The sequence below is a fragment of the Streptomyces syringium genome (assembly GCF_017876625.1).
Classification (GTDB): Bacteria; Actinomycetota; Actinomycetes; order Streptomycetales; family Streptomycetaceae; genus Streptomyces; species Streptomyces syringius.
Genome location: NZ_JAGIOH010000001.1, coordinates 6,118,323 through 6,138,228, shown reverse-complemented (window position 1 = coordinate 6,138,228; position 19,906 = coordinate 6,118,323). Strand labels below are relative to the sequence as shown.

At 71.8% G+C, this 19,906-nt stretch carries 22 protein-coding genes and 1 pseudogene; 7 read left to right on the top strand and 16 right to left on the bottom strand.

Translation table 11 applies throughout. The annotated features are described in order from the left end of the window. Positions 1–28: 28 nt before the first annotated feature. From JO379_RS27130 to JO379_RS27120, 3 genes are all read right to left on the bottom strand, one after another. Complete coding sequence (locus tag JO379_RS27130; RefSeq protein WP_130881534.1) at positions 29–754, bottom strand: hypothetical protein; 726 nt, start codon at positions 752–754, stop codon at positions 29–31. A gap of 75 nt (positions 755–829) precedes the next feature. Beyond that, positions 830–1,663, bottom strand: a complete 834-nt coding sequence (locus JO379_RS27125) for a hypothetical protein (RefSeq protein ID WP_130881535.1) — start codon at positions 1,661–1,663, stop codon at positions 830–832. Beyond that, complete coding sequence (locus tag JO379_RS27120) at positions 1,660–2,280, bottom strand: ATP-binding cassette domain-containing protein (RefSeq protein ID WP_130881536.1); 621 nt, start codon at positions 2,278–2,280, stop codon at positions 1,660–1,662. The genes JO379_RS27125 and JO379_RS27120 overlap by 4 nt, the downstream gene beginning before the upstream one ends. A gap of 163 nt (positions 2,281–2,443) precedes the next feature. Between JO379_RS27120 and JO379_RS27115 the strand changes: the two genes are divergently transcribed. Further along, positions 2,444–3,289: a class I SAM-dependent methyltransferase gene (locus tag JO379_RS27115; RefSeq protein WP_242626416.1), complete on the top strand. Its 846-nt coding sequence runs from the start codon at positions 2,444–2,446 to the stop codon at positions 3,287–3,289. A gap of 42 nt (positions 3,290–3,331) precedes the next feature. On the opposite strand, the gene JO379_RS27110 is transcribed toward JO379_RS27115, so the two are convergent. From JO379_RS27110 to JO379_RS27070, 10 genes are all read right to left on the bottom strand, one after another. After that, positions 3,332–3,889, bottom strand: coding sequence for a hypothetical protein (locus tag JO379_RS27110; protein ID WP_209518897.1), 558 nt, complete (start codon positions 3,887–3,889; stop codon positions 3,332–3,334). Between the two features lie 5 nt (positions 3,890–3,894). Continuing rightward, positions 3,895–5,013: an ROK family glucokinase gene (locus tag JO379_RS27105; protein ID WP_130881537.1), complete on the bottom strand. Its 1,119-nt coding sequence runs from the start codon at positions 5,011–5,013 to the stop codon at positions 3,895–3,897. A gap of 298 nt (positions 5,014–5,311) precedes the next feature. Then, a complete protein-coding gene (locus JO379_RS27100) occupies positions 5,312–6,148 on the bottom strand; it encodes an ATP-binding cassette domain-containing protein (RefSeq protein WP_130881538.1) in 837 nt (278 codons plus the stop codon). Further along, the gene (locus JO379_RS27095; protein ID WP_130881539.1) at positions 6,145–7,197 is read right to left on the bottom strand and encodes an ABC transporter permease; all 1,053 of its coding nucleotides are present in this window, start codon (positions 7,195–7,197) and stop codon (positions 6,145–6,147) included. Before JO379_RS27095 ends, JO379_RS27100 begins: the two co-directional genes overlap by 4 nt. Continuing rightward, positions 7,194–8,204, bottom strand: a complete 1,011-nt coding sequence (locus JO379_RS27090; RefSeq protein ID WP_443742805.1) for a sugar ABC transporter substrate-binding protein — start codon at positions 8,202–8,204, stop codon at positions 7,194–7,196. Before JO379_RS27090 ends, JO379_RS27095 begins: the two co-directional genes overlap by 4 nt. A gap of 271 nt (positions 8,205–8,475) precedes the next feature. Further along, positions 8,476–9,225: a GntR family transcriptional regulator gene (locus JO379_RS27085; RefSeq protein WP_307842153.1), complete on the bottom strand. Its 750-nt coding sequence runs from the start codon at positions 9,223–9,225 to the stop codon at positions 8,476–8,478. A 223-nt stretch (positions 9,226–9,448) separates the two neighbouring features. Then, a complete protein-coding gene (locus JO379_RS27080) occupies positions 9,449–10,648 on the bottom strand; it encodes a cytochrome P450 family protein (protein ID WP_209517373.1) in 1,200 nt (399 codons plus the stop codon). Positions 10,649–10,711: 63 nt separating this feature from the next. After that, entirely contained in the window at positions 10,712–11,434 is a 723-nt protein-coding gene (locus JO379_RS27075; RefSeq protein WP_209517371.1) for a bifunctional 4-hydroxy-2-oxoglutarate aldolase/2-dehydro-3-deoxy-phosphogluconate aldolase, read from the bottom strand. A gap of 215 nt (positions 11,435–11,649) precedes the next feature. After that, positions 11,650–11,778 carry a hypothetical protein gene (locus tag JO379_RS33770; RefSeq protein WP_278046349.1) on the bottom strand — a complete coding sequence of 43 codons (129 nt, stop codon included), beginning with the start codon at positions 11,776–11,778 and terminating at the stop codon, positions 11,650–11,652. A gap of 192 nt (positions 11,779–11,970) precedes the next feature. Beyond that, positions 11,971–12,393, bottom strand: coding sequence for a guanyl-specific ribonuclease (locus JO379_RS27070; protein ID WP_130881543.1), 423 nt, complete (start codon positions 12,391–12,393; stop codon positions 11,971–11,973). Positions 12,394–12,585: 192 nt separating this feature from the next. Between JO379_RS27070 and JO379_RS27065 the strand changes: the two genes are divergently transcribed. The 4 genes from JO379_RS27065 to JO379_RS27050 all read left to right on the top strand — a co-directional run bounded on the left by JO379_RS27065 (position 12,586) and on the right by JO379_RS27050 (position 14,796). Then, positions 12,586–13,245 (top strand): helix-turn-helix domain-containing protein, encoded by a 660-nt coding sequence (locus tag JO379_RS27065; protein WP_130881544.1) that lies wholly within the window; start codon positions 12,586–12,588, stop codon positions 13,243–13,245. Next, positions 13,242–13,439 carry a DUF6126 family protein gene (locus JO379_RS27060; RefSeq protein WP_130881545.1) on the top strand — a complete coding sequence of 66 codons (198 nt, stop codon included), beginning with the start codon at positions 13,242–13,244 and terminating at the stop codon, positions 13,437–13,439. The genes JO379_RS27065 and JO379_RS27060 overlap by 4 nt, the downstream gene beginning before the upstream one ends. A gap of 85 nt (positions 13,440–13,524) precedes the next feature. Continuing rightward, positions 13,525–14,187: a heme oxygenase-like domain-containing protein gene (locus JO379_RS27055; RefSeq protein ID WP_209517369.1), complete on the top strand. Its 663-nt coding sequence runs from the start codon at positions 13,525–13,527 to the stop codon at positions 14,185–14,187. A 42-nt stretch (positions 14,188–14,229) separates the two neighbouring features. Continuing rightward, positions 14,230–14,796 carry a GNAT family N-acetyltransferase gene (locus JO379_RS27050; protein ID WP_209517368.1) on the top strand — a complete coding sequence of 189 codons (567 nt, stop codon included), beginning with the start codon at positions 14,230–14,232 and terminating at the stop codon, positions 14,794–14,796. On the opposite strand, the gene alc is transcribed toward JO379_RS27050, so the two are convergent. Beyond that, entirely contained in the window at positions 14,786–15,925 is a 1,140-nt protein-coding gene (gene alc / locus JO379_RS27045; RefSeq protein ID WP_130881548.1) for an allantoicase, read from the bottom strand. The two genes, JO379_RS27050 and alc, sit on opposite strands and share 11 nt — an antisense overlap. Next, positions 15,922–17,265 (bottom strand): allantoinase AllB, encoded by a 1,344-nt coding sequence (gene allB / locus JO379_RS27040; RefSeq protein WP_209517366.1) that lies wholly within the window; start codon positions 17,263–17,265, stop codon positions 15,922–15,924. Before allB ends, alc begins: the two co-directional genes overlap by 4 nt. A 256-nt stretch (positions 17,266–17,521) precedes the next feature. Between allB and JO379_RS27035 the strand changes: the two genes are divergently transcribed. Continuing rightward, positions 17,522–18,307, top strand: a complete 786-nt coding sequence (locus JO379_RS27035) for an IclR family transcriptional regulator (RefSeq protein ID WP_130881550.1) — start codon at positions 17,522–17,524, stop codon at positions 18,305–18,307. 402 nt (positions 18,308–18,709) lie between these two features. Here JO379_RS27035 and JO379_RS33465 read toward each other — a convergent pair. Then, positions 18,710–19,024, bottom strand: a pseudogene (locus JO379_RS33465) (DUF5955 family protein); the annotation flags it as partial. A gap of 186 nt (positions 19,025–19,210) precedes the next feature. On the opposite strand from JO379_RS33465, the gene JO379_RS27025 reads away from it, so the two are divergent. Beyond that, positions 19,211–19,852 (top strand): nucleotidyltransferase family protein, encoded by a 642-nt coding sequence (locus JO379_RS27025; RefSeq protein WP_209517364.1) that lies wholly within the window; start codon positions 19,211–19,213, stop codon positions 19,850–19,852. Positions 19,853–19,906 lie beyond the last annotated feature (54 nt).

Sequence of the window (19,906 nt, the reverse complement as noted above, 5' to 3'; positions counted from 1 at the left end):
GCGAACCGAGCGGCTCGTGCGAGGAGGCTCAGTGCCCCTGGATTTCCTCCCTGGAGGTGACCTCTTGGTCGGTGAGGATGCGGAACTCCCGGGGGTGCTCGGTCAGCAGCTTGAGGAATCCGGGTTCGGCCTGCAGGACGTATCCCCGCAGGTGGGCTCCGTTGCGCAGGTCGACGCGCTCCAGGGGGACCCAGGGCGTCCTGACGGTCGCCGCGGCGACGAGCCATCCCACCAGGATCAGCAGCCCCAGGCGACGGCCCGCCCCCAGCGCCAGAAGCCGCAGCCGCCCGTCGGCCTTCGTCCCGTAGCCGATGGCGAACAGCGCGATGCCGACGGCGAGGGCGGTCAGGAGCAGCCACCACGCGTGGAAGGACCAGATGTACGCGCTGAGCGGCACCAGGGCGCCGAGCAGGAGGAGGATTCCGCTCTTCAGTCCGGGCCGGGCCGGCCGGCGGCTTTCCGCCGTGGCTCCCGCGTCGGGCTGTCGGGCCTCGTGCAGGCTCATCCACAGCCACAGGACGGCGACGGGGGTGAGCAGGGCGAGGTAGAGAGCCGCGGCGAGTGGATCGGCCATCAGGGTGCCCATGACGATGCTGATGCTGTCGTCCACGTCCATGGTGTGCAGCACCGCGAAGGCGGTGTGCCAGTCGTAGCCGGAGACGGCGAACAGCCGCAGCACGAGGAAGAGGACCGCCGCGATGGTCAGCGGCAGCCCGTTGTGGTGCCCGCCGCTGTCTGTCCCGTCATGCGCCATGCTCGCAAGATCGCACAGGCCGGTGCCCCGGGTCGCGGGCGAAACGCCGCCCGGGGCGCACGCTGTGCGCCGCGGTCAGGACGTGTCCTTCCGCGTGGTCCCCGCGCCCGTCCGCGGGCGCGGGTCGGCGGGCGGCGACATGGTGACGGGCCGGCCGTAGTGGCGGGTGCGTACGCAGAAGACGAGCAGGGCCAGCAGGCCGGTGGCCATGAACCAGGGCAGGGCCCGGGCCGCGCAGGTGAAGGAGGCCGTGTGCGTGAACGAGGCGGCCAGGGCCGCCTGTGCGGGGCCGTACAGCGGCAGGGCACTCAGCCATGCCTGGTCTCCGGCCGGGTTGGAGACCGGGCTCTGCATGCCCACATCGATCAGCGTGGCCATCACCACGACGAAGAAGCCCTCCAGTTCGTTGCGCAGCAGGTAACCGGCCATGACGCCCAGTCCTCCGTAGGCCAGGATCGCCGCTGCCAGGGCTGCGGCGACGGCCCCGGGCTCGGTCAGCGGCCAGGACAGCCGCAGCAGGGCGAGCGTGTAGCAGGTGAGCAGTGCCGTGATGACGAGGAGGGCGGCCATCTTGGCGGCCAGCAACTGCACCCGGGGGTAGCCGGCCAGCACCAGGCGCAGATCCATCTCCCGGGCGCTGAACGTGGCCATGAACATCATGAAACCGGCGATCACCGTGACGGCGTGCAGGGCGCTGCAGACCTGGATGCTGCGGCTCATCGACGCGGTCACCTCGATGCCGAGGGCGCTGCTGCTGAACGAGATGTTCTTGCTCAGAGCGGTGGCACGGACCAGGAAGATCCAGGTCGGGATGAAGAAGGCGATCATGCTCATCGCGAGGCGGTTGCGCAGGTGACCGGTCAGCGCGAAGCCGAGGGCCACCGTGAACGCCGTCCACTGGTGTTTCATCCCGGCACTCCCTCCTGGTACAGGCGGCCGTCGCGCAGGTGGTGCACGGTGTCGAAGTGCCGCAGGTCGTGCAGCAGGTGGGACACCACCACCACCGAGCGCCCCCGGCTGCGCAGCCGGTCTGCCAGCTGCCAGAAACGCTGGTGCGTGTCCCAGTCGAATCCCTGGTACGGCTCGTCGAGCACCAACAGCGGCGGGTCGTGCATCAGTGCCAAGGTCAGATTGAGCTTCTGCCGGGTGCCGCCGCTGAGCTCTCCGGCGCGGGTGCGCCGCTCGGCGCCGTAGCCGAGCAGGTCCACCAGCTCCCAGGCACGGTCCAGCCGCGGCAGCCGGTAGGCGACCTGGAACAGCCGCAGATGCTGGGCGACCGTGAGCGTGTCGTTGACCACCGCCTGCTGCGGGCAGTACCCCAGTGCGCTGAAACGCTGCACCGTGCCGCGGTCCGGGGTGAGTTGTCCCACCGCGATACGCAGCAGCGTGCTCTTGCCGGAGCCGTTCTCGCCCACCACTCCCGCGAGCATGCCGGCCGACACGGTGAGATCAGCGCCGCACAGCACCGCTCGTCTGCCGTATGCCTTGTGCACGGCCCGCATGCGCAGCCGCGTGTCTGATGCCATGTCGTTGTGCCCCTCGCCGCCTACCGCCCAGTCAACATCCGTTCATGCCAAAGGGTGCGGGCCCCGCGCGGACACGCCGGATCCGCCGCGTTACCCACCGAAAAGCCGGTCGTTGGGGTGCGTGAAGACCTCGGGGAGGATCAGAGGGACTGGGGTGGTCGGATTGACCCATGCTCACTACCGGCAGCACGTCCTGCCGTACTACCGGGCGTTCGAGTCACGCTTCGGGTACGCGGCGTTGCTCGGCCGGACGCGTCACTTCGGCTGGTACGAACCCGGTGATTCCCCCTGGGGGTTCCCGGCGGCCATGCGGCGGATGGAGGTCGTCGCGGCCCGCAAGCTGGCTTTGCCGCCGGGGTCCTCGGTGCTCGATGCCGGATGCGGAGTCGGTGACACGGCGCGCACGGTCGCCCGGGTGGGCGGGGTGTGCGTCACCGGAATCGACGGGATCGAGCCGGACATCGCCATCGCGCGTCAGCGGTCGGCCCGCGCGGGCGTGCCGAGCGGGCGCACCCGTTTCCTGCTGGCCGACTACCACGCGCTCCCGTTCGCCGACGCCTCCTTCGACGGCGTCTACACGATGGAGTCCTTCGTCCACTCCCCCAGCCCCTCGCAAGGGCTCGCCGAGTTCTTCCGCGTCCTGCGTCCCGGCGGGAAGCTGGTGATGTTCGAGTATGCGAGCACCCCCCAGGACCGGCTGACGCCGCAGGCGCGGTCGGCGCTGGTCCGGGTCTGTGAGCTCTCCGGGATGCCCGGGATGCTCACGCTGACCCATGGGGAGCTGGAGCGGCTTCTTCAGCAGACCGGTTTCGCCGTCGCATCGGTGGACGACGCGACGGCGAAGGTCCTGCCGATGCTGTGGGCCCTCTCCGTACTCGGCCGGCTGCCGTATGCGCTCGCGCGCGGTCTGGGCCGCGGCGACCGCGTGGTCAACGCGATGGCCGCCGTGGAGATGTACCGGCACCAGGACACCTGGCGGTACACCATCTGTACCGCCACCAAGCCGTGAACCCTTGACGACCCCTGCCGGGTGGTGCCCGGCGGGGCCGGCTCAGGGCGTCGTCGTCGAGACGACGTACACCTTGGGCCGCTCCGGATCGTCCAGGTTCGCCGTGATCGACAGGGTCGGCTGGGGCTCGTCCCGCTCGTGGACCGTGCCCGTCCAGCGGTGGCCCTCGCCGAACTTCCAGTCGACCTCGGCCGCCTCGTCCTCGTCGATGGTGACCTCGCCGTCCTTGAGGGCGCCGGGGCTGGAGCCGACCCTCGTGAGGAAGGTCTCGAAGCCCTCACGCGTGGTGGTGAACTGGAGGTACAGCGAGCTGGACTTCCAGGCGTTGGTCTCGAAGTGGGCGACGTTCTCGGAGTAGGGCGGGATCCATACGGCGTAGATCCGGCGCTGCAGCCGGGACGGCCAGCCCTCCTCCAGCCCGGTGACGCGGGCCTGCTCCTGCTTGTCGCCGTTGCCGCCGCGGCTCTGCATCGCGGAGATGTAGAGATAGCCGGCCGGGATGGCGATGAGCAGGAAGACGATGACGGGCTTGATCCAGCGGTGCCGGGGGCGGGGCCGGCCCGGCTCCTCGGGCTCGGCCGCCGTGCGCTCGGGGTCCATCGTGATCACCCGCGGCCCGCCTGGGCGTACCGCTCGTAGCGCTCGACGCGGCGCCGGTTGGCGCGGCGGAAGCGACGGGCGACGAGCCGGGCCAGGTCGGCGGCGCCGACCATGCCGGCCTCCGGGCCGAGCTGCGCCTTGACGATCCGGGCCTCGGGGCGGTAGCCGCGGCCGGTGAGGTGGCGGCGGAAGGCGTCCCGGGCGGGGCCGATCAGCAGGTCGTCGGCGGCGCTGACGCCACCGCCGATGACGAAGCAGGACGGGTCGAGGGCGGCGGCGAGATTGGCGATGCCCACGCCGAGCCACTGGCCGATGTCCTGGAGCAGCTCCACGCACATGGCGTCGCCGGAGCGGGCCAGCTCGGTGATGAGCGGGCCGGTGATCTCGGGGATGTTGCCGCCGACGCGGTCGATGATGCCGTACGCGACGGGGGACTCCGCGGCGGCCAGCTCCCGGGCCTCGCGGACGAGGGCGTTGCCGGAGCTGTACTGCTCCCAGCAGCCGCGGTTGCCACAGGGGCAGCGATGGCCGCCGGGGACGACCTGCATATGGCCGAACTCGCCCGCGACCCCGTACTTGCCGCGCTTGACCTGGCCGTCCTCCAGGATCGCCCCGCCGATGCCGGTGCCGAGGGTGATCATCACGAGGTGGTCCTCGCCCCGGCCGGCACCGAAGCGCCACTCGGCCCAGGCGGCGGTGTTGGCGTCGTTGTCGACCATGACGGGGACGGCGAGCCGGCCCGCGAGGCGGTCACGCAGCGGTTCGTTGCGCCAGGACAGGTGCGGGGCGAACAGGACGCGGTTGCGGTCGGCGTCCACCCAGCCGGCGGCGCCGATGCCCACGGCGTGCACGTCGTGCCGGTCGGAGAGGTCCAGCACCAGCTCGGTGATGGTGTCCTCGACGACCTTGGGGCTCTTGGACTTGTCCGGCGTCTCGGTGCGGATCTTCTCCAGGATGTTGCCGTCGGCGTCGACGACGCCCGCCATCACCTTGGTGCCGCCGATGTCGATGCCGACCGTGGGGACGCGGGGCGCCGTCAGGTGCGAGCGCCGCTCGCGGGTGCCCACCGTGCGGAGCACGGTCGCTCTCGCCGTACCCCGGTGGAGGTCGCGGTACATGCTCATCGCCGCACCTCCGCCACGGCGTGGCCTCCGGCGGGTGTACGGGGGCGTGCTCGCACGAGTCGTCGTCCCTGCGGGGTCTCGGAGAGGCGGGGGCGCCTCTGGCGTACGGGTGGGTGACGGGGCAGCCCGTCGTCGCCGATTGTGCCTCACGGGAGCGTCCCGTACCGCATCGCGTGTGGCAGGACCACCGTCGTGCGGGGCGGCCCGAGGGCGGTGCCGCGGCGTGGCGGGGGCCCGCCCGGAGCGGGCCGCTCCCCCTCCCTCCCGCGCGGGCGCACCCGTACGGGAGGGGCCGTCGTCAGCCGTCCTCGCCGGTGGCGACCGGCTTGCCGCCGATCACGTCCGGGCCCGGGGCCCGCTCCAGCTCGTGACTGAGCTGGTCGAGCTCGCTGCCGCCCGCCATCTGGCGGGTGAGCTCGTCGAGGGCGATCTCGGACTTGGCGTGGCTGCCGGCCATCGCGCCGCGCTTGAGCAGCACGAAGCGGTCGCCGACGAGATACGCGTGGTGGGGGTTGTGGGTGATCAGGACCACGCCGAGGCCCGCGTCCCGGGCCGCCGCCACGTACTTGAGGACCACACCGGACTGCTTGACGCCGAGCGCCGCCGTCGGCTCGTCGAGGACGAGGACCTTGGCGCCGAAGTAGACGGCGCGGGCGATGGCCACGCACTGCCGCTCACCGCCGGAGAGGGTGCCGATGGGCTGGTCGACGTCACGCAGGTCGATGCCCATGCGCAGCAGCTCGGCGCGGGTGGTCTCGCGCATCCGCGCGGCGTCGAGGCGCTTGAAGGGGCCGGCGCCCTTCGTCGGCTCGGAGCCGAGGAAGAAGTTCCGCCAGACGGGCATCAGGGGCACGACCGCGAGGTCCTGGTAGACCGTGGCGATGCCGCGGTCCAGGGCCTCGCGGGGCGAGCCGAGGCGGGTCTCCTCGCCCTCGATCTCGAAGGTGCCGGCGTCGTGCTGGTGCAGCCCCGCGATGATCTTGATGAGGGTGGACTTGCCGGCGCCGTTGTCGCCGAGCACGCAGGTGATCTCACCCGGGTGCACCTCCAGGGAGACCCCTTCGAGGGCACGGATGTTCCCGTAGAACTTGCTGACGTCCGTCAGCTCCACCAGCGCGTTCCGTGTGTCGCTCACTTCGTCGCCTCCGCCCGCTTACGGACCCACGCGTTCAGCAGCGTCGCCAGCAGCAGCATCGCGCCCAGGAAGAACTTGAACCAGTCCGGGTCCCACTGCGCGTAGACGATGCCCTTGCTGGTCATGCCGAAGATGAACGCGCCGACCGCGGAGCCGATGGCCGAGCCGTAGCCGCCGGTCATCAGACAGCCGCCGATGACGGCCGCGATGATGTAGAGCAGTTCGTTGCCGACGCCCTCGCCGGACTGCACCACGTCGTAGGACATCAGCAGGTGCTGGCCGGAGACCCAGGCGCAGAAGGCGACGGCCATGTACAGGCCGATCTTGGTGCTCTTGACGGGCACGCCGACGGCTCGGGCGGCGTCGGCGTTGCCGCCGACCGCGAAGATCCAGTTGCCGACGCGGGTGCGCAGCAGCACCCAGGTGGCCAGGGCCACCAGGCCGAGCCACCAGAGGATGGTGACCTGGAGGTCGACGCCGCCGATCGTCAGGTGCGAGGCGAAGACCGCGCGGGCGGAGTCGAAGCCCTCCATGTCACCGATGGTCTTGGTGGAGACGGTGCCGCTGATGAGCTTGGTGAAGCCCAGGTTCAGGCCGGTCAGCATGAGGAACGTGGCCAGCGTGATGATGAAGCTGGGCAGCTTGGTGCGGGTGAGCACGAAGCCGTTGAAGAAGCCGATGGCCAGCATGGTGAGCAGCGAGACACCGGCGCCGACCCAGACATTGGCCGTCATCTGGTAGCTGAACATCGAGGAGACCAGCGCGGCGCTGGTCACCATCACACCGGCCGACAGGTCGAACTCGCCGCCGATCATCAGCAGCGCCACCGGGACGGCCATGATGCCGATGGTCGAGGACGCGTACAGCACCGTCGACAGGCTGGACGCCTGGAGGAAGCTGTCGGCGACGGTCGAGAAGAAGACGAAGACGGCCACCGCGCCGACGACCGCGCCGAGCTCGGGGCGGCCGAGCAGCCGGCGCAGCCGGGAGCGGTGTGCCAGCCGCTCGTCGGGCGCTTCCTGGACGGGCGCGGTCGCGGGCGCGCTCATCGCGTACCCCGCTTGGTGTACTCGGCGAGCGTCTTGGCGTCGTCCTTGGTGACGATCTGCGGGCCGGTCAGGACCGGGCGGCCGCCGCCGAGCATGTCGCGGTTGTAGCGGTAGAGCCAGAGCAGGTCGACGGCCTCGTAGCCCTGGAGGTAGGGGTCCTGGTCGACGGCGAAGCCGAGCTTGCCGGACTGCAGGGCGTCGGCGACCTTGGCGTTGAGGTCGAAGGTGTCGACCTCGGCCTTGCTGCCGGCCTGCTCGGCGGCCTTGACGGCGGTCGGTGCGAAGGGGGCGCCGAGGGTGACGACCGCGTCGATGTCCTTGTCGGACTGGAGCTTCGCCTCGATGGACGACTGCACGTTGGGCATGTTGGTGCCCTCGACGTAGAGGTTCTGCAGATCGCCCTTGAAGGCCTTCTTCACCCCGTCGCAGCGCTGCTCGTGGCCGACGTTGCCCTGCTCGTGCAGGACGCAGACGGCCTTCTTCTTCCCGCGCTCATTGAGCTGCTCGCCGACGGCCTCGCCCGCGATCACCTCGTCCTGGCCGATGTGGGTGAGCGCGCCGAACTCCTTGGACTTCTCGGAGCCCGAGTTCACGGTGATCACCGGGATGCCGGCCTTCTTCGCCTTGGCGAGGACGTCCTTGAGGGCGTCGGGCTTGGCGAGGGTGACGATCAGGCCGTCGACCTTCTGGTCGATCATGGCCTGCACGTTCTGGGCCTGCTTGTTCCCCTCCACGTCGTGGGAGTAGAGGAACTTGATGTTGTCCTTGACCGCCGCCTGCTTGGCACCGTTCTGGACGATGTCCCAGAACGTGTCGCCATCACCCGAGTGGGTGACCATCGCGAAGGTCCAGCGGGGCGTGTCGACCGCGGCGCGCCCCTGGGCGGCCTTGGCGGCCCGCTCCTCCGCGCGCTTGCCGCCCGTAGCGCTGCACCCCGCCAAGGTGGCGCCGAGCACCGCTGCCAGCACGGCGCTCACCGCACGTACGCCTGTCCGAACCCTTGCCACGAGGACTTGCCCCTTCTCACTGTCTGTCACGGTGCGGCCGGACCCCGTTCCCGCGGGCCCAACCGCCCAAGTATCCGTCACCATCCGTCACCGCTGACCGCCGGGGCTTCGCCGGAGTCCTCCGCGGGGCTGTTTCCGTGTGGCAGGAGTTCTAGTGGCGGGCGACACACCACGTCAAGGATTTGTCAGAACATTCTTACGAACTGCCCTCTTCTCGGAGTGATGACCTCCGCTTTTACGGCGGAGAGGCGGGGACAGACGCGGGCGGAGCTCAGGGGCGGACGAGAAGCTGGAAGTCGAAGGCGTAGCGCGAGGCACGGTAGAGATGTGAGCCGAATTCCACCGCGCGGCCCGTGTCGTCGAAGGTGGTCCGCTCCATCGTCAGCAGCGGCGCCCCGGTCGGCTCGGCGAGCCGCTCGCCCTCCTCGGCGGTCGCGGCCCGTGCGCCGACGGTCTGCCGGGCGCTGTGCAGCGTGATGCCGGCCGAGCGCATCAGCCGGTAGAGCCCGGTCCCCTCCAGCGCGTCGCCGCCGAGGTCGAGCAGTCCGACGGGGAGGTGGTTGCGCAGATGGGCCATGGGCTCGCCGTGCGCGAGGCGCAGCCGCTCGAGGTACACGACGTCGGCGCCCTCGGCGACCCCGAGCGCGGCGGCGACCCGGGCGGTGGCGGGCTCGACGGTGTTGCGCAGCACCCGGGTGGCGGGCTTCTGGCCCGCGGCCTCCAGGTCGTCGTAGAGGCTGCTCAGCTCCAGGGGCCGCTTGACCTGGCTGTGCACGACCTGGGTGCCGACGCCGCGGCGGCGCACGAGCAGGCCCTTGTCGACGAGCGACTGGATCGCCTGCCGGACGGTGGGCCGGGACAGCCCGAGCCGTGCGGCCAGCTCGATCTCATTGCCGAGGAGGCTGCCGGGTGCCAGCCCGCCCTGCTCGATCGCGGCTTCGAGCTGCTGGGACAGCTGGAAGTAGAGCGGGACCGGGCTGCCGCGGTCGAGGGTGAACTGGAGAGGTTGCTGCTTCGCCACGGAGGGAGCGTAGCCGTAGGACCGGATGACGGATAGTCCGGAGATCCGGTTGTCCGGACATGCGCGAGGTCCGGTACGCAGAGTGATCATGACGGGCCGGCCGCGCACGTGATGCCGTGCCGTGACGGCGGTGCTGTCCGGGGGCCCGCGCCGGAGGCGGGACCCCGGGAAGCCGGAAGCCCGGAAAGGACGGGAAAGGACGGGAAAGGACCGGAAAGAGGGGTCAGAAGCTGACGGGCAGTCGGTGCGGGCCGCGGATGAGGAGGCCTTCACGCCAGGTCAGTGTGGCGGGGTGGGCGTCCAGCGCGAGGTCCGGGCAGCGCTCCAGGAGGGTCCGGACAGCGATCTTGGCCTCCAGGCGGGCCAGCGGTGCTCCCAGGCAGTAGTGGATGCCGTGTCCGAAGGCGACGTGGCCGCGTGCGTCGCGGCGGATGTCGAAGCGGTCCGGCTCCGGGTACCGGGCGGGGTCGCGGTCGGCGTCGGCGAGGACGGGGAGGACGAGTTCCCCGGCGGGAATGAGCGTGCCACCGATGTCCATGGGCTCGACGGCGAAGCGGAAGGTGGGCGTCTCGACCGGCCCGTCGTAGCGCAGCATCTCCTCGACGGCGTTGTCCAGCAGCCCGAAGTCGGCCCGCAGGTCCGCCAGCTGGTCGGGGTGGGTGAGCAGCGCGAGGACGCCGTTGGAGATGAGGTTGACGGTCGTCTCGTGGCCGGCGACGAGCAGGATCCAGGCCATGCCGAGGAGTTCCTCGGGGGAGAGCCGGTCGCCGTCCTCGTCCGTGGTGCGGATCAGCGCGCTCATCAGGTCCTCACCGGGCTCCTGGCGCTTGGCCGCGACCAGCTCGGCGAGATAGGCCGCGACCTCCGTCGCCGCCTCGCGCTTCTCCTGCGGCGGCGCGGAGCCGACCACCGTGTTCGACCAGCTGCGGAAGGCCTCCCGGTCGAGGGACGGCACGCCGAGCAGTTCACAGATGACGCCCATGGGGAGCGGGAAGGACAGTGCGTCGACCAGGTCGGCACGGCGGCCCGGGGCCGCGAGCATCGCGTCGATCAGCTCGTCGGTCATCTCCTGCACCCGTGGGGCCATCGCCTGGACCCGCCGCGGGGTGAACTCCTTGGTGACGAGCTTGCGCAGCCGGGTGTGGTGCGGCGGGTCGAGGTTCAGCATGTGGGGGCCCGCGGCGACGAACGGCAGGGAGAAGCCCTCGGCGGCCTGCCGCATGTCCTTGGACAGCCGGGGGTCGTTGAGCATCGCGCGCACCTCGTCGTGGCCGACGACGAGCCAGGCGTCCGCGCCCTCCGGCATCCGCACCCGGTGCACCGGGCCTAACGCGCGCAGCTCCGCGTAGACCCGGTACGGATCGCGGGCGAATTCCCCGCCCATCCCCGCCAGATCGACTATGTCGCCCGTACCTGTACCCATGGGTGGACCCTCCTCGGTTGACCGGGTCCTCACATTAACGGGCACACCCTCGTCGGATCATCGTCAATACGCGTCCTCCGACCGGGCGTCGGGGCCGGTGTCGAAGGTGTCACCGGGATCGAACGGGTCGGGGGTGACGGGGTGTTCGCGGTCGGCGTCGGCGTCGGCCGCGTCGGCGAGCCGGGCGAGGAGGTCGGCGGCGCGCTTGGCGACGGTGTCCCGGTCGCCTTCGGAGAGCACGGAGCCCATGGCACACGCGACGGCCCCGGCGGCGATCCACTCGGGGGCGCTGTCGATGGTGATGCCGCCGGTGGGCAGCAGCGCCGACTGCGGCAGGGCGGCCCGGATGTCCTCGATCCAGCCCGGGTGGTGGGCGGAGGCGGGGAAGAGCTTGAGGGCGTCGGCGCCCAGCTCCAGGGCCCGGACGATCTCGGTGGGGGTGGAGACGCCGGGGAAGACGGGGACGCCGTAGCGGTGTCCGGTGCGGATGACCTCGGCGTCGAGGCTGGGCGAGACGAGGAAGCGGGCACCGGCCTCGACCGCCATCCGCGCGGAGGTGGCGTCCAGCACGCCGCCCGCCCCGATGAGGGCCTCGTCGCCGACCTCGCGGGCAAGGGTGGTGACGACCTCCAGGGCGAACGGCGTGGCCAGCGATATCTCCAGGCTGGTGATTCCGGCGGAGAGCAGAGTGCCGGCCGTGGCCGTGGCCTGGTCGTAGCTGTCGCCGCGGACGACGGCGAGGACGCGCTGCGCGAGCGCGGCTCCGGTGATCTCCCAGCGGTACACGGCAGTTCGCCGCCCTTCTCGATGTGCGTACGGTGTCGTTGCGATGGGGCGAGGTAGGCGAGGTACGGGGCTACGGGGTCCGAGCGGGCCTGAGTGGGCTGAACGGACCGGGGTACGGCCCGTCGGGTCCAACGAGGGGGGTTCGCGGGGGCGTTCTTGGGGGTCCACGGGCCGCACCGGACTTCGGCGCGGCCCGTCGGCGGCCGGGGCGGGCGTCAGCTGTGGCCGTCGGCGGCCGGTGCGCCCGAACGCCCGTCCCCCGCGGGGGAGAAGGCGGCCCGGGCGGGTATGCGGAGCACGACCTCGCGAGTGATCGCTTCCAGGTCCTTCCTCACCGATGCCACGAGCGCCTCCCCGAACGTCGTCCCTATCAAAACGTTATCGGCAGGCGCTGACAATCGGGCCCCGAGTGCCGCCTCCGACAGCTCCGCCCGGCCCGCCGGGGAAACACGAGAGTCCCGCCACCGTGGCCGGTGGCGGGACTCTCGTGTCGGTCGTTTACCGGACCACGTCGGGTCCGTGGCTTCAGCAGGTCCTCAGCAGGAGTGGTCGACCAGGTCGAAGCTCCGGTAGTGGTCGCCGGTGTAGTAGTCCTCTTGGCCACCCGTCTTCCCGGTGACGATGCGACGGGCACCGCGGTCCGGGGAGCCGGGGGTCTTCACGGTGTACTCGTGGTAGTAGCCGCCGCCCTGCTTCGGCAGGACGCCCTCACGGTTGGAGAAGACGGTCCCGTCCTTCGGGTACGGGAAGGGGCCGCCGGACTGGATCAGCCGCAGGGTGTCGTGGGCCTGCGAGGGCAGTTCGGAGTAACAGATCTTGCCGACGTCCTTCACGGCGACCGTCGACTGAACCGTCGGGGCGGCGGTCGCGGCCGGGGCGGCGACGGCGGTGCCGAACAGGAACGTCGAGGCCAGGACGGCGAGGGCGGCGGTACGCGCGAGGCGGTGGGGGGTTGTCATGACGCAAGCATGGCGCGACGGGTACATGTCATGTCAACGTTGATGATCAACTGTTTCCCAGGTGTTCACGGCATGCTCCCGGTTTTCACGACATCCGGAAGGCACCCTTTCGTTCCCGGTCCCGTCCCGATTGATTTTTGCCTGTGAGGCAAAACTTTTGCCGCTGAGGCAAGGGAGGGCTATACCGGGACCATGAGCCAGTTGCCCGACCCGCCACCCGGCCTCGCGGCCGGGTCCCCGCCGGACGGCCACGCCGACCGACTGCCCGACGTCGCCCCGCGACTGCGGGCCCTGCGCAAGCGCAGCGCGCTGACGCTGGAGGCCGCCGCCGCACGGGCCGGCCTCTCCCCCGCCCATCTGTCGCGGCTGGAGACCGGCCGGCGGACGCCGTCGCTGCCGATGCTGCTGGCGTTGGCCCGCACCTACGGAACGACGGTATCCGACGTGCTGGGCGAGGTGGCCGCGGAGCGGGATCCGATCGTGCGGGCGGACCGGATGGAACCGCAGGAGGCGGGCGGCTGGACGTACTGGCGGGCCGGCGGCTCGGGCCGGGCCATGCAGGCGCTCCGGCTGCACGTACCGGCGGTCGGGGGCCAGGACGAGCTGGTGCGGGTGCACGCGGGCGAGGAATGGCTGTACGTCACGAAGGGGCGGCTCAGGCTGACGCTCGGCGAAACCGCGCATCTGCTCGGCCCGGGCGACTCCGCCCACTTCGACTCGCTCACCCCGCACCGCATCGCCGCCGCCTCGCACGGCGGGGTGGACCTGCTGTTCATGCACACGCTGATGCAGAGCGGCGTGGCCGAGCTGTGCCTCGGCAATGCCGCACCGACCCGGAGGGGAATGCCATGAGCGACGCCGACATCACGCGCGCCACCACCGACGCCGTCACCACCCACAGCACGCGCGGCACCGGTGAACGCCGGCGGAACGAGGAGGACCGGGCCCCGATGGGCATGACCATCCGGGTCTTCATCTACCTGGTGGCCGTCCACTTCATCGTCGCGTTCTTCTTCCTGATCTTCTGGCTCGCCGGGGCGGAGTGAAACGCGCGGCTCCCGGGCCGCCACGGCGCGATCTTCTGGGAGCCTGGTCGTCGGTACCGGTCGGCCACACCCGGGAGGCGGAGCGATGGCGCGTACGGCTGAGGACATCCTGGCGGACGCCGTGCGCCGGTCGGCGCCGGGCGACGGTGCGAACAGGCTCGTGCCGCTGATCGAGGCGGGCAAGGCACCGCGGGAGACGATCGCCGCCTTCGCCTTGGAGCAGCACCACATCATCACCGGGGACCGGGGCAGCTTCCAGCGGCTCGCCGAGCGGGCCGCCGGCACCCAGCCCGCCGTGGCCGGTTTCTTCACCTCCCTGGTCCAGGGCGAGGACGTCGCGCTGGACCGGCTCGGGGCCCTCGCGGGCGCCTGCGGGCTGGACGGGACGGCGCTGCGGGCGTACGAACCACTGGCCGGATGCCAGGCGTATCCGGCGTACACGGCCTGGCTGGCGCTGCACGCCGAGCCCGCGGACGTGGTCGTCGCGCTGACCGCCAACTTCGCGGCGTGGGGCGGGTATTGCGTCGCCGTCGGCCGGGCGCTGCGCCGTCACTACGGATTCGACGACGCGGCGTGCGGCTTCTTCGACTTCTTCGCCGAGCCCGCGCCGGAGGGCCTGGAGCGTTCGTCGGCGGCCGTCCGTGCGGGTCTCGCGGCCGGGCTGGTATCGGAGCGGCTGGCGCATCGCTACGGCCGCCTGTTGCGGGACTACGAGCTGATGTTCTGGAACACGCTCGCCGGGCCCTGATCCGGTCCACGGCCGCGTCTTGGGCCGCTATACGGTGGCGATATGACTCATATCGAACACACCTCCGTCGTCTATCGGGTGGCCCACGCCGAGGAGTTGGCCGCCGCCGAAGCGCTCGACAACTCCTTCACCACGGACTCCGTCATCGAGGTGACCTCCACGGACGACGGCTTCCGGCTGCGCGAGGTGGCCGTGGACCCGCCGCTGCGCAAGGTCTTCCCCGACGAGGAGGAAGACAGCGACACCGAGGACGACGAAGCCCCGGCCACCCGTGTCGTCGTCGCGCTCGACGGTGACGGCGCGCTGTGCGGCGCGATCACCACCGAGTTCTCCGCCTGGAACAGTCGTCTCGTCATTGCGGACGTGCGGGTCGCGCCCGGTCACCGGGGCCGGGGCGTCGGGCGCGGCCTGATGGACCGCGCCCTCGCCCACGGCCGGGAACTCGGTGCGCGCACCGCGTGGTTGGAGGTCTCCAATGTGAACGCCCCGGCGGTGCGGGCGTACCGCCGGATGGGCTTCACGCTGTGCGGTGTGGACGTCACCCTCTACACGGGCACCGCGTCGGAGGGCGAGCAGGCCCTGTTCATGAGCCGTCCGCTCATGACGTGAGGCGGCGTACCCCTTCTTCCGTGAGGGAGCCGTGGACGCGCAGCCGGGCGATGCCGCCGTCGGGGTAGATGTCGATCCGCAGGTGCGTGGCCGTGGGGGCCTTCTCCAACGGGAAGCGGTGGACGGTGTCGGGCTGGAGGCGGGTGCGGGGCAGGATCTCGGTCCAGCCGGTGGTGTGATCGGCGGGGTCGGCGCCGGTGGTGGCGTCGAGTACGGACAGGGCGGCCCAGCCCGCCGCGTTGCCCTTGTAGCAGCCCGTGTCGATCTCGACGGCGCGCGGCACGGACTGCTCGGTGAGGCGGTAGCGGACCCAGTCGTGGCCCTTGTCGCGGCGGCGGCGGGTCTCCCAGCCGTCGTCCATCTTGCGGGAGCGGCCGGGCTGGATGGTGTGGACGGGCGGGGAGTAGAAGCGGTCGGAGGCGTCCTCGGCCCGGCCGCCGTTCTCCAGGGCGACGAGGTCGAAGGTGCCGAGGACCGCGAGCCACGCGGGGTCGGGGAGGGCCTCGCCGTGGACGCGCAGCCGGGCTATGCCGCCGTCGGGGTGCTGGTTGAGCCGGAGGTGGGTGAAGCGCCGCGGGTCGCGGACGGTGAAGCCGTTGGCGGCGTGGCCGCCGACGGGGGTGCGCGGGACGAGGACGGTCCACTCCACGTCGGCGGCGAGCAGGTCCTCGGCAGAAGGTGTGCCGGTGACGGAGGCGGCCTCGATGCTGACGGCCTGCGGGTAATTGCCGCGGAAGTGGGCGGTGTCGACGACGATGCCGTGCACGACGCCGGGCGCGCCGAGCCGGATCAGTGCCCAGTCGTGGTCCTCGTCCGTGGGGTGCGGGGTGTCGGCTCCGGCGCCCCGGCGGCGGCGGGTCTCCCAGCCGTCCATGACTTTGCCCTTGTGGCCGAAGCGCTCGGGGTCGAAGTGGGCGGCCTCGGGGTTCAGCAGGTTCTCGCGCTCGGCGAAGAACTCGTCGTTGGCGGCGAGCACGCCCGCGCCGAGCCGGCGGTCGGCGAGGTCGGGCAGGTGGGTGAAGGCGAAGGTGGCCGAGCGGTAGTCGGCGTAGGGGTCGCCGCCCGCGTACGGGCTCGCGTCACCGGTGAAGGCAGAAGAGAGGGGTGTGTTCCCGGGGGTGCCGCTCATGCGCTGCGCTGCCTCTCCAGAAGTCGGCCGGTGGGTGCGCCGGGCGTGCCGTGGTCGGCGATGCGGTGGCCGCGCAGCCACGTCGACCGTACGACGCCGCTCAGTGTCCTCCCGGCGTAGGCGGTGGTGGGATTGCGGTGGTGGAGTCCGGCCGGGTCGACCGTGAAGGTGTCGTCGGGGGCGAGGACGGCGAAGTCGGCGTCGCGGCCCGCCTCGATGGCTCCCTTGTGCGTGAGTCCCGCGAGGGCGGCGGGTCCGGTGGCCGTCCAGCGGGCCACGTCGGCGAGCGAGTGGCCGCGCCGCCGGGCCTCGGTCCACAGCGCGGGCAGGCCGAGTTGCAGGGAGGAAATGCCGCCCCACGCCTTGGCGAAGTCGGGGACCTTGAGGTCGGTGGTGCAGGGCGAGTGGTCGGAGACGACGCAGTCGATGGTTCCGTCGGCGAGGCCCTGCCACAGGGCGTCCTGGTTGGCGGCCTCGCGGATGGGCGGGCAGCATTTGAACTCGGTGGCGCCGTCGGGTACTTCCTCGGCAGTGAGGGTCAGGAAGTGCGGGCAGGTCTCGACGGTGATCCGTACACCCGCAGCCTTGGCGGCGGCGATCACCGGCAGGGCGTCGGACGACGACAGGTGCAGGATGTGGACCCGGGCGTTCCGCCGCCGGGCGACGTCGACGAGCGCGGCGATCGCGTCGTTCTCGGCGGCACGCGGGCGGGAGGCGAGGAAGTCGGCGTAGCGCGGTCCGCCGTGCTGGGGGGCGCGCTCCAGGTGGGCGGGGTCCTCGGCGTGCACGATCAGCAGGCCGTCGAAGGTGGCGATCTCACGGGCCACGGCGTCCAGGTCGGCTCGGCTCAGGTGGGGGAACTCCTCGACCCCGGAGGGTGAGAGGAAGGCCTTGAAGCCGAGGACGCCGGCGTCGTGCAGGGGCCGCAGATCGGTGACGTTGCCGGGCAGCGCGCCGCCCCAGAAGCCGACGTCGACATGGGCGGCGGGGCGTGCCACGTCCTGTTTGATGCGCAGGTTCGCGACGGTGGTGGTGGGCGGGACGCTGTTGAGCGGCATGTCCACGAGGGTGGTGACGCCGCCGGCGGCGGCCGCCCGGGTGGCGGTGGCGAACCCCTCCCATGCGGTGCGGCCGGGGTCGTTCACATGCACATGGGTGTCGACGAGCCCGGGGAGCAGGGCGTCGTCGCCGAGGTCCAGGACGACGGCTCCCGCGGGGGGTCCGTCCCGGTGGGGCAGGACGGCCGCGATCCGGCCGCCGGCGACGGCGACGGAGGCGGGACGGATGCCCTCCGGCGTGACGACGCGTGTCGAGCGCAGGACCAACTCCACCTCGGACACGGCGTCTCCTCGATTCCCGGTCTCGGACGAGCGCGACTTCCCCCGCCTCTTTCAACGTTCTGTTGAACGGGGTGGGACGCAGTCTTCATTCGCGGCACACCCCCGTCAAGACCCGTCGCCCGATCACCCGGAGCCGACCGCCCGCCGCAGCGGCTTCCGTTGCACGGAAGAAACCTTCCGTCACGCAAAACGACGCGTAGTGCGGCCGGGGGCCTGCCGGTAGGCTGCTCCCACCCACTCCCGGAAGGACCGCGCCGTGCCCTCGTCCGCCGAGCCCAAAGCCTCGCCCACCGGAGGCGTCCAGTCGCTGGAGCGCGCCTTCGACCTGCTCGAGCGGATGGCCGACGCCGGTGGCGAGGTCGGACTGAGCGAGCTGTCCGCGAGCAGCGGGCTGCCGCTGCCCACGATCCACCGGCTGATGCGCACGCTCGTCGCCTGCGGATACGTCCGCCAGCAGCCCAACCGCCGCTACGCGCTCGGCCCCCGGCTGATCCGGCTCGGCGAGAGCGCCTCCCGGCTGCTCGGCACCTGGGCGCGCCCGTACCTCGCCCGGCTGGTCGAGGAGACCGGCGAGACCGCGAACATGGCGCTGCTCGACGGCGACGAGGTCGTCTACGTCGCGCAGGTGCCCTCGCGGCACTCGATGCGGATGTTCACCGAGGTCGGCCGTCGGGTGCTGCCGCATTCCACGGGTGTCGGCAAGGCGTTGCTCGCCCAGGCCACCGACGAGGAGGTGCGCGCGCTGCTCGCCCGTACGGGCATGCCGGCGGCCACCGAGAAGACCATCACGACGCCCGAGGGCTTCCTGGAGGCCCTGGCCCGGGTGCGCGAGAGCGGCTTCGCGGTCGACGACAACGAGCAGGAGATCGGGGTGCGCTGTCTCGCGGTCCCGGTGCCCGACTCCCCCACGGCCGCGGCCATCTCCATCTCGGGCCCGGCGGGCCGCGTCACGGAGGCCTCCGTGGAAAAGATCGTGCCCGTCCTCCAGGAGGTCGCGGCCGAACTCTCGGTGGCCCTGGCCGACACGACGGCTTCCGCCTGACGGCTTCCGCCTGAGGCCATGACGTGTGCACCTCCGCTGCGCGGCGGTGTCCTCAATCGCCGGACGGGCTGCTGTGCTCTGTCCTCAATCGCCGGACGGGCTGCTGTGCTCTGTCCTCAATCGCCGGACGGGCTGCTGTGCTCTGTCCTCAATCGCCGGACGGGCTGCTGTGCTCTGTCCTCAATCGCCGGACGGGCTGATTTCAGCCCGTCCGGCGATTGAGGACGCGCCCGCAGGGTGCCCCCGCCGCAGGCGGCCTGGCGGCACTCACGGCAAGACGGGTCACACCCCGTCGGGCGCCTCCCGCGGGCGCGGAACTTCCGCCGCGGCGCACGGCTGTTCCGGTGCCGCCGTCTCCACCACCGGCTCCCGCACCACGCGCGCCTGCCTGGGCACCGTGCCCGGCTGCTCGCCGAAACTGTCGACCGCCGCACGGACCTCGCCGAGGGCCTGGGCCAGGGCGCTGACGGAGCCCACCGCGCCCGCCACCAGCAGCAGCGAGCGCCGCAGCCGGGGCACTTCCGGCGCGCCGGCGCGCGCCATGGCGTCCAGGGCGGCCAGCTCGTCCTCGGCGGCGTCCCGGTCGGGTAACTGCGCGGGGTGCGCGGCGAGCGCCCGGCGCAGCCGGGACACCGCGGCACGCAGCTCGCTCACCCTCGGGTCGTCGCCGATTCGGCCCGCTCGCTCCTCTTCCACCACAACGGCGCCTTCCGCCACGATTCTCCCCCTCCCACCCGCTCGCGCGGATCAGTTAACGCCACTTTCCGTGCGGAGCGCCACACTCACAGCGAAATTCAGGCCGCGTGCTCACGTACGGGTGACAAACGGCTGTCCACCGCACATCGGACCGCGATGGCGGGGACTTCCGGCACGTGCCCGGTGAGCATCCGGTAAGCAAGGGCCATGGCACAGACGACAGATGCGACGGACACGACGGCCGGGCCGGTGCCCGTCGCCGGATTGCTGCTGGCGGCGGGCGGTGGCCGACGGCTCGGCGGGCGGCCCAAGGCGCTGCTCGCGTACCGGGGCCGCCTGTTGGTGGAGCACGCGGCGCGGGTGCTGCGCGAGGGCGGCTGCGGACCGCTGTGCGTGGTGCTGGGCGCGGGGGCCGCGGAGGTCCGGGCGCGCGCGGGGCTGACGTGGCCGCCGGGGGCGGACGTGGTCGTGGTGGACAACCCCGACTGGGCGACGGGCATGGGCTCGTCGCTGCGGACCGGGCTGACGGCCCTGGCCGCCACGGAGGCGTCGGCGGCGTTGGTGACGCTGGTGGACCAGCCCCGGATCGGACCGGCCGCGGTGGCCCGCGTGCTGGCCGCGCACCGCTCGGGTTCCGGGCTGGTGGCCGCCTCGTACGACGGCGAGCGGGGGCACCCGGTGCTGTTCGCGCGACGGCACTGGGAGGGCGTCGCCCGCTCGGCCACCGGCGACCGGGGGGCACGCGCGTATCTGCGGGAGCACGCCGGTGCGGTCACACTCGTCGAGTGCGGGGACGTCGCGGCGCCGGACGACATCGACACACCGGACGATCTCTCCCTGCTCGGCTGAGCGCCGAGCGAGGGGGTGAGGTGGCACCCAGCGCCACCTGGGCGCCTCGGTTTC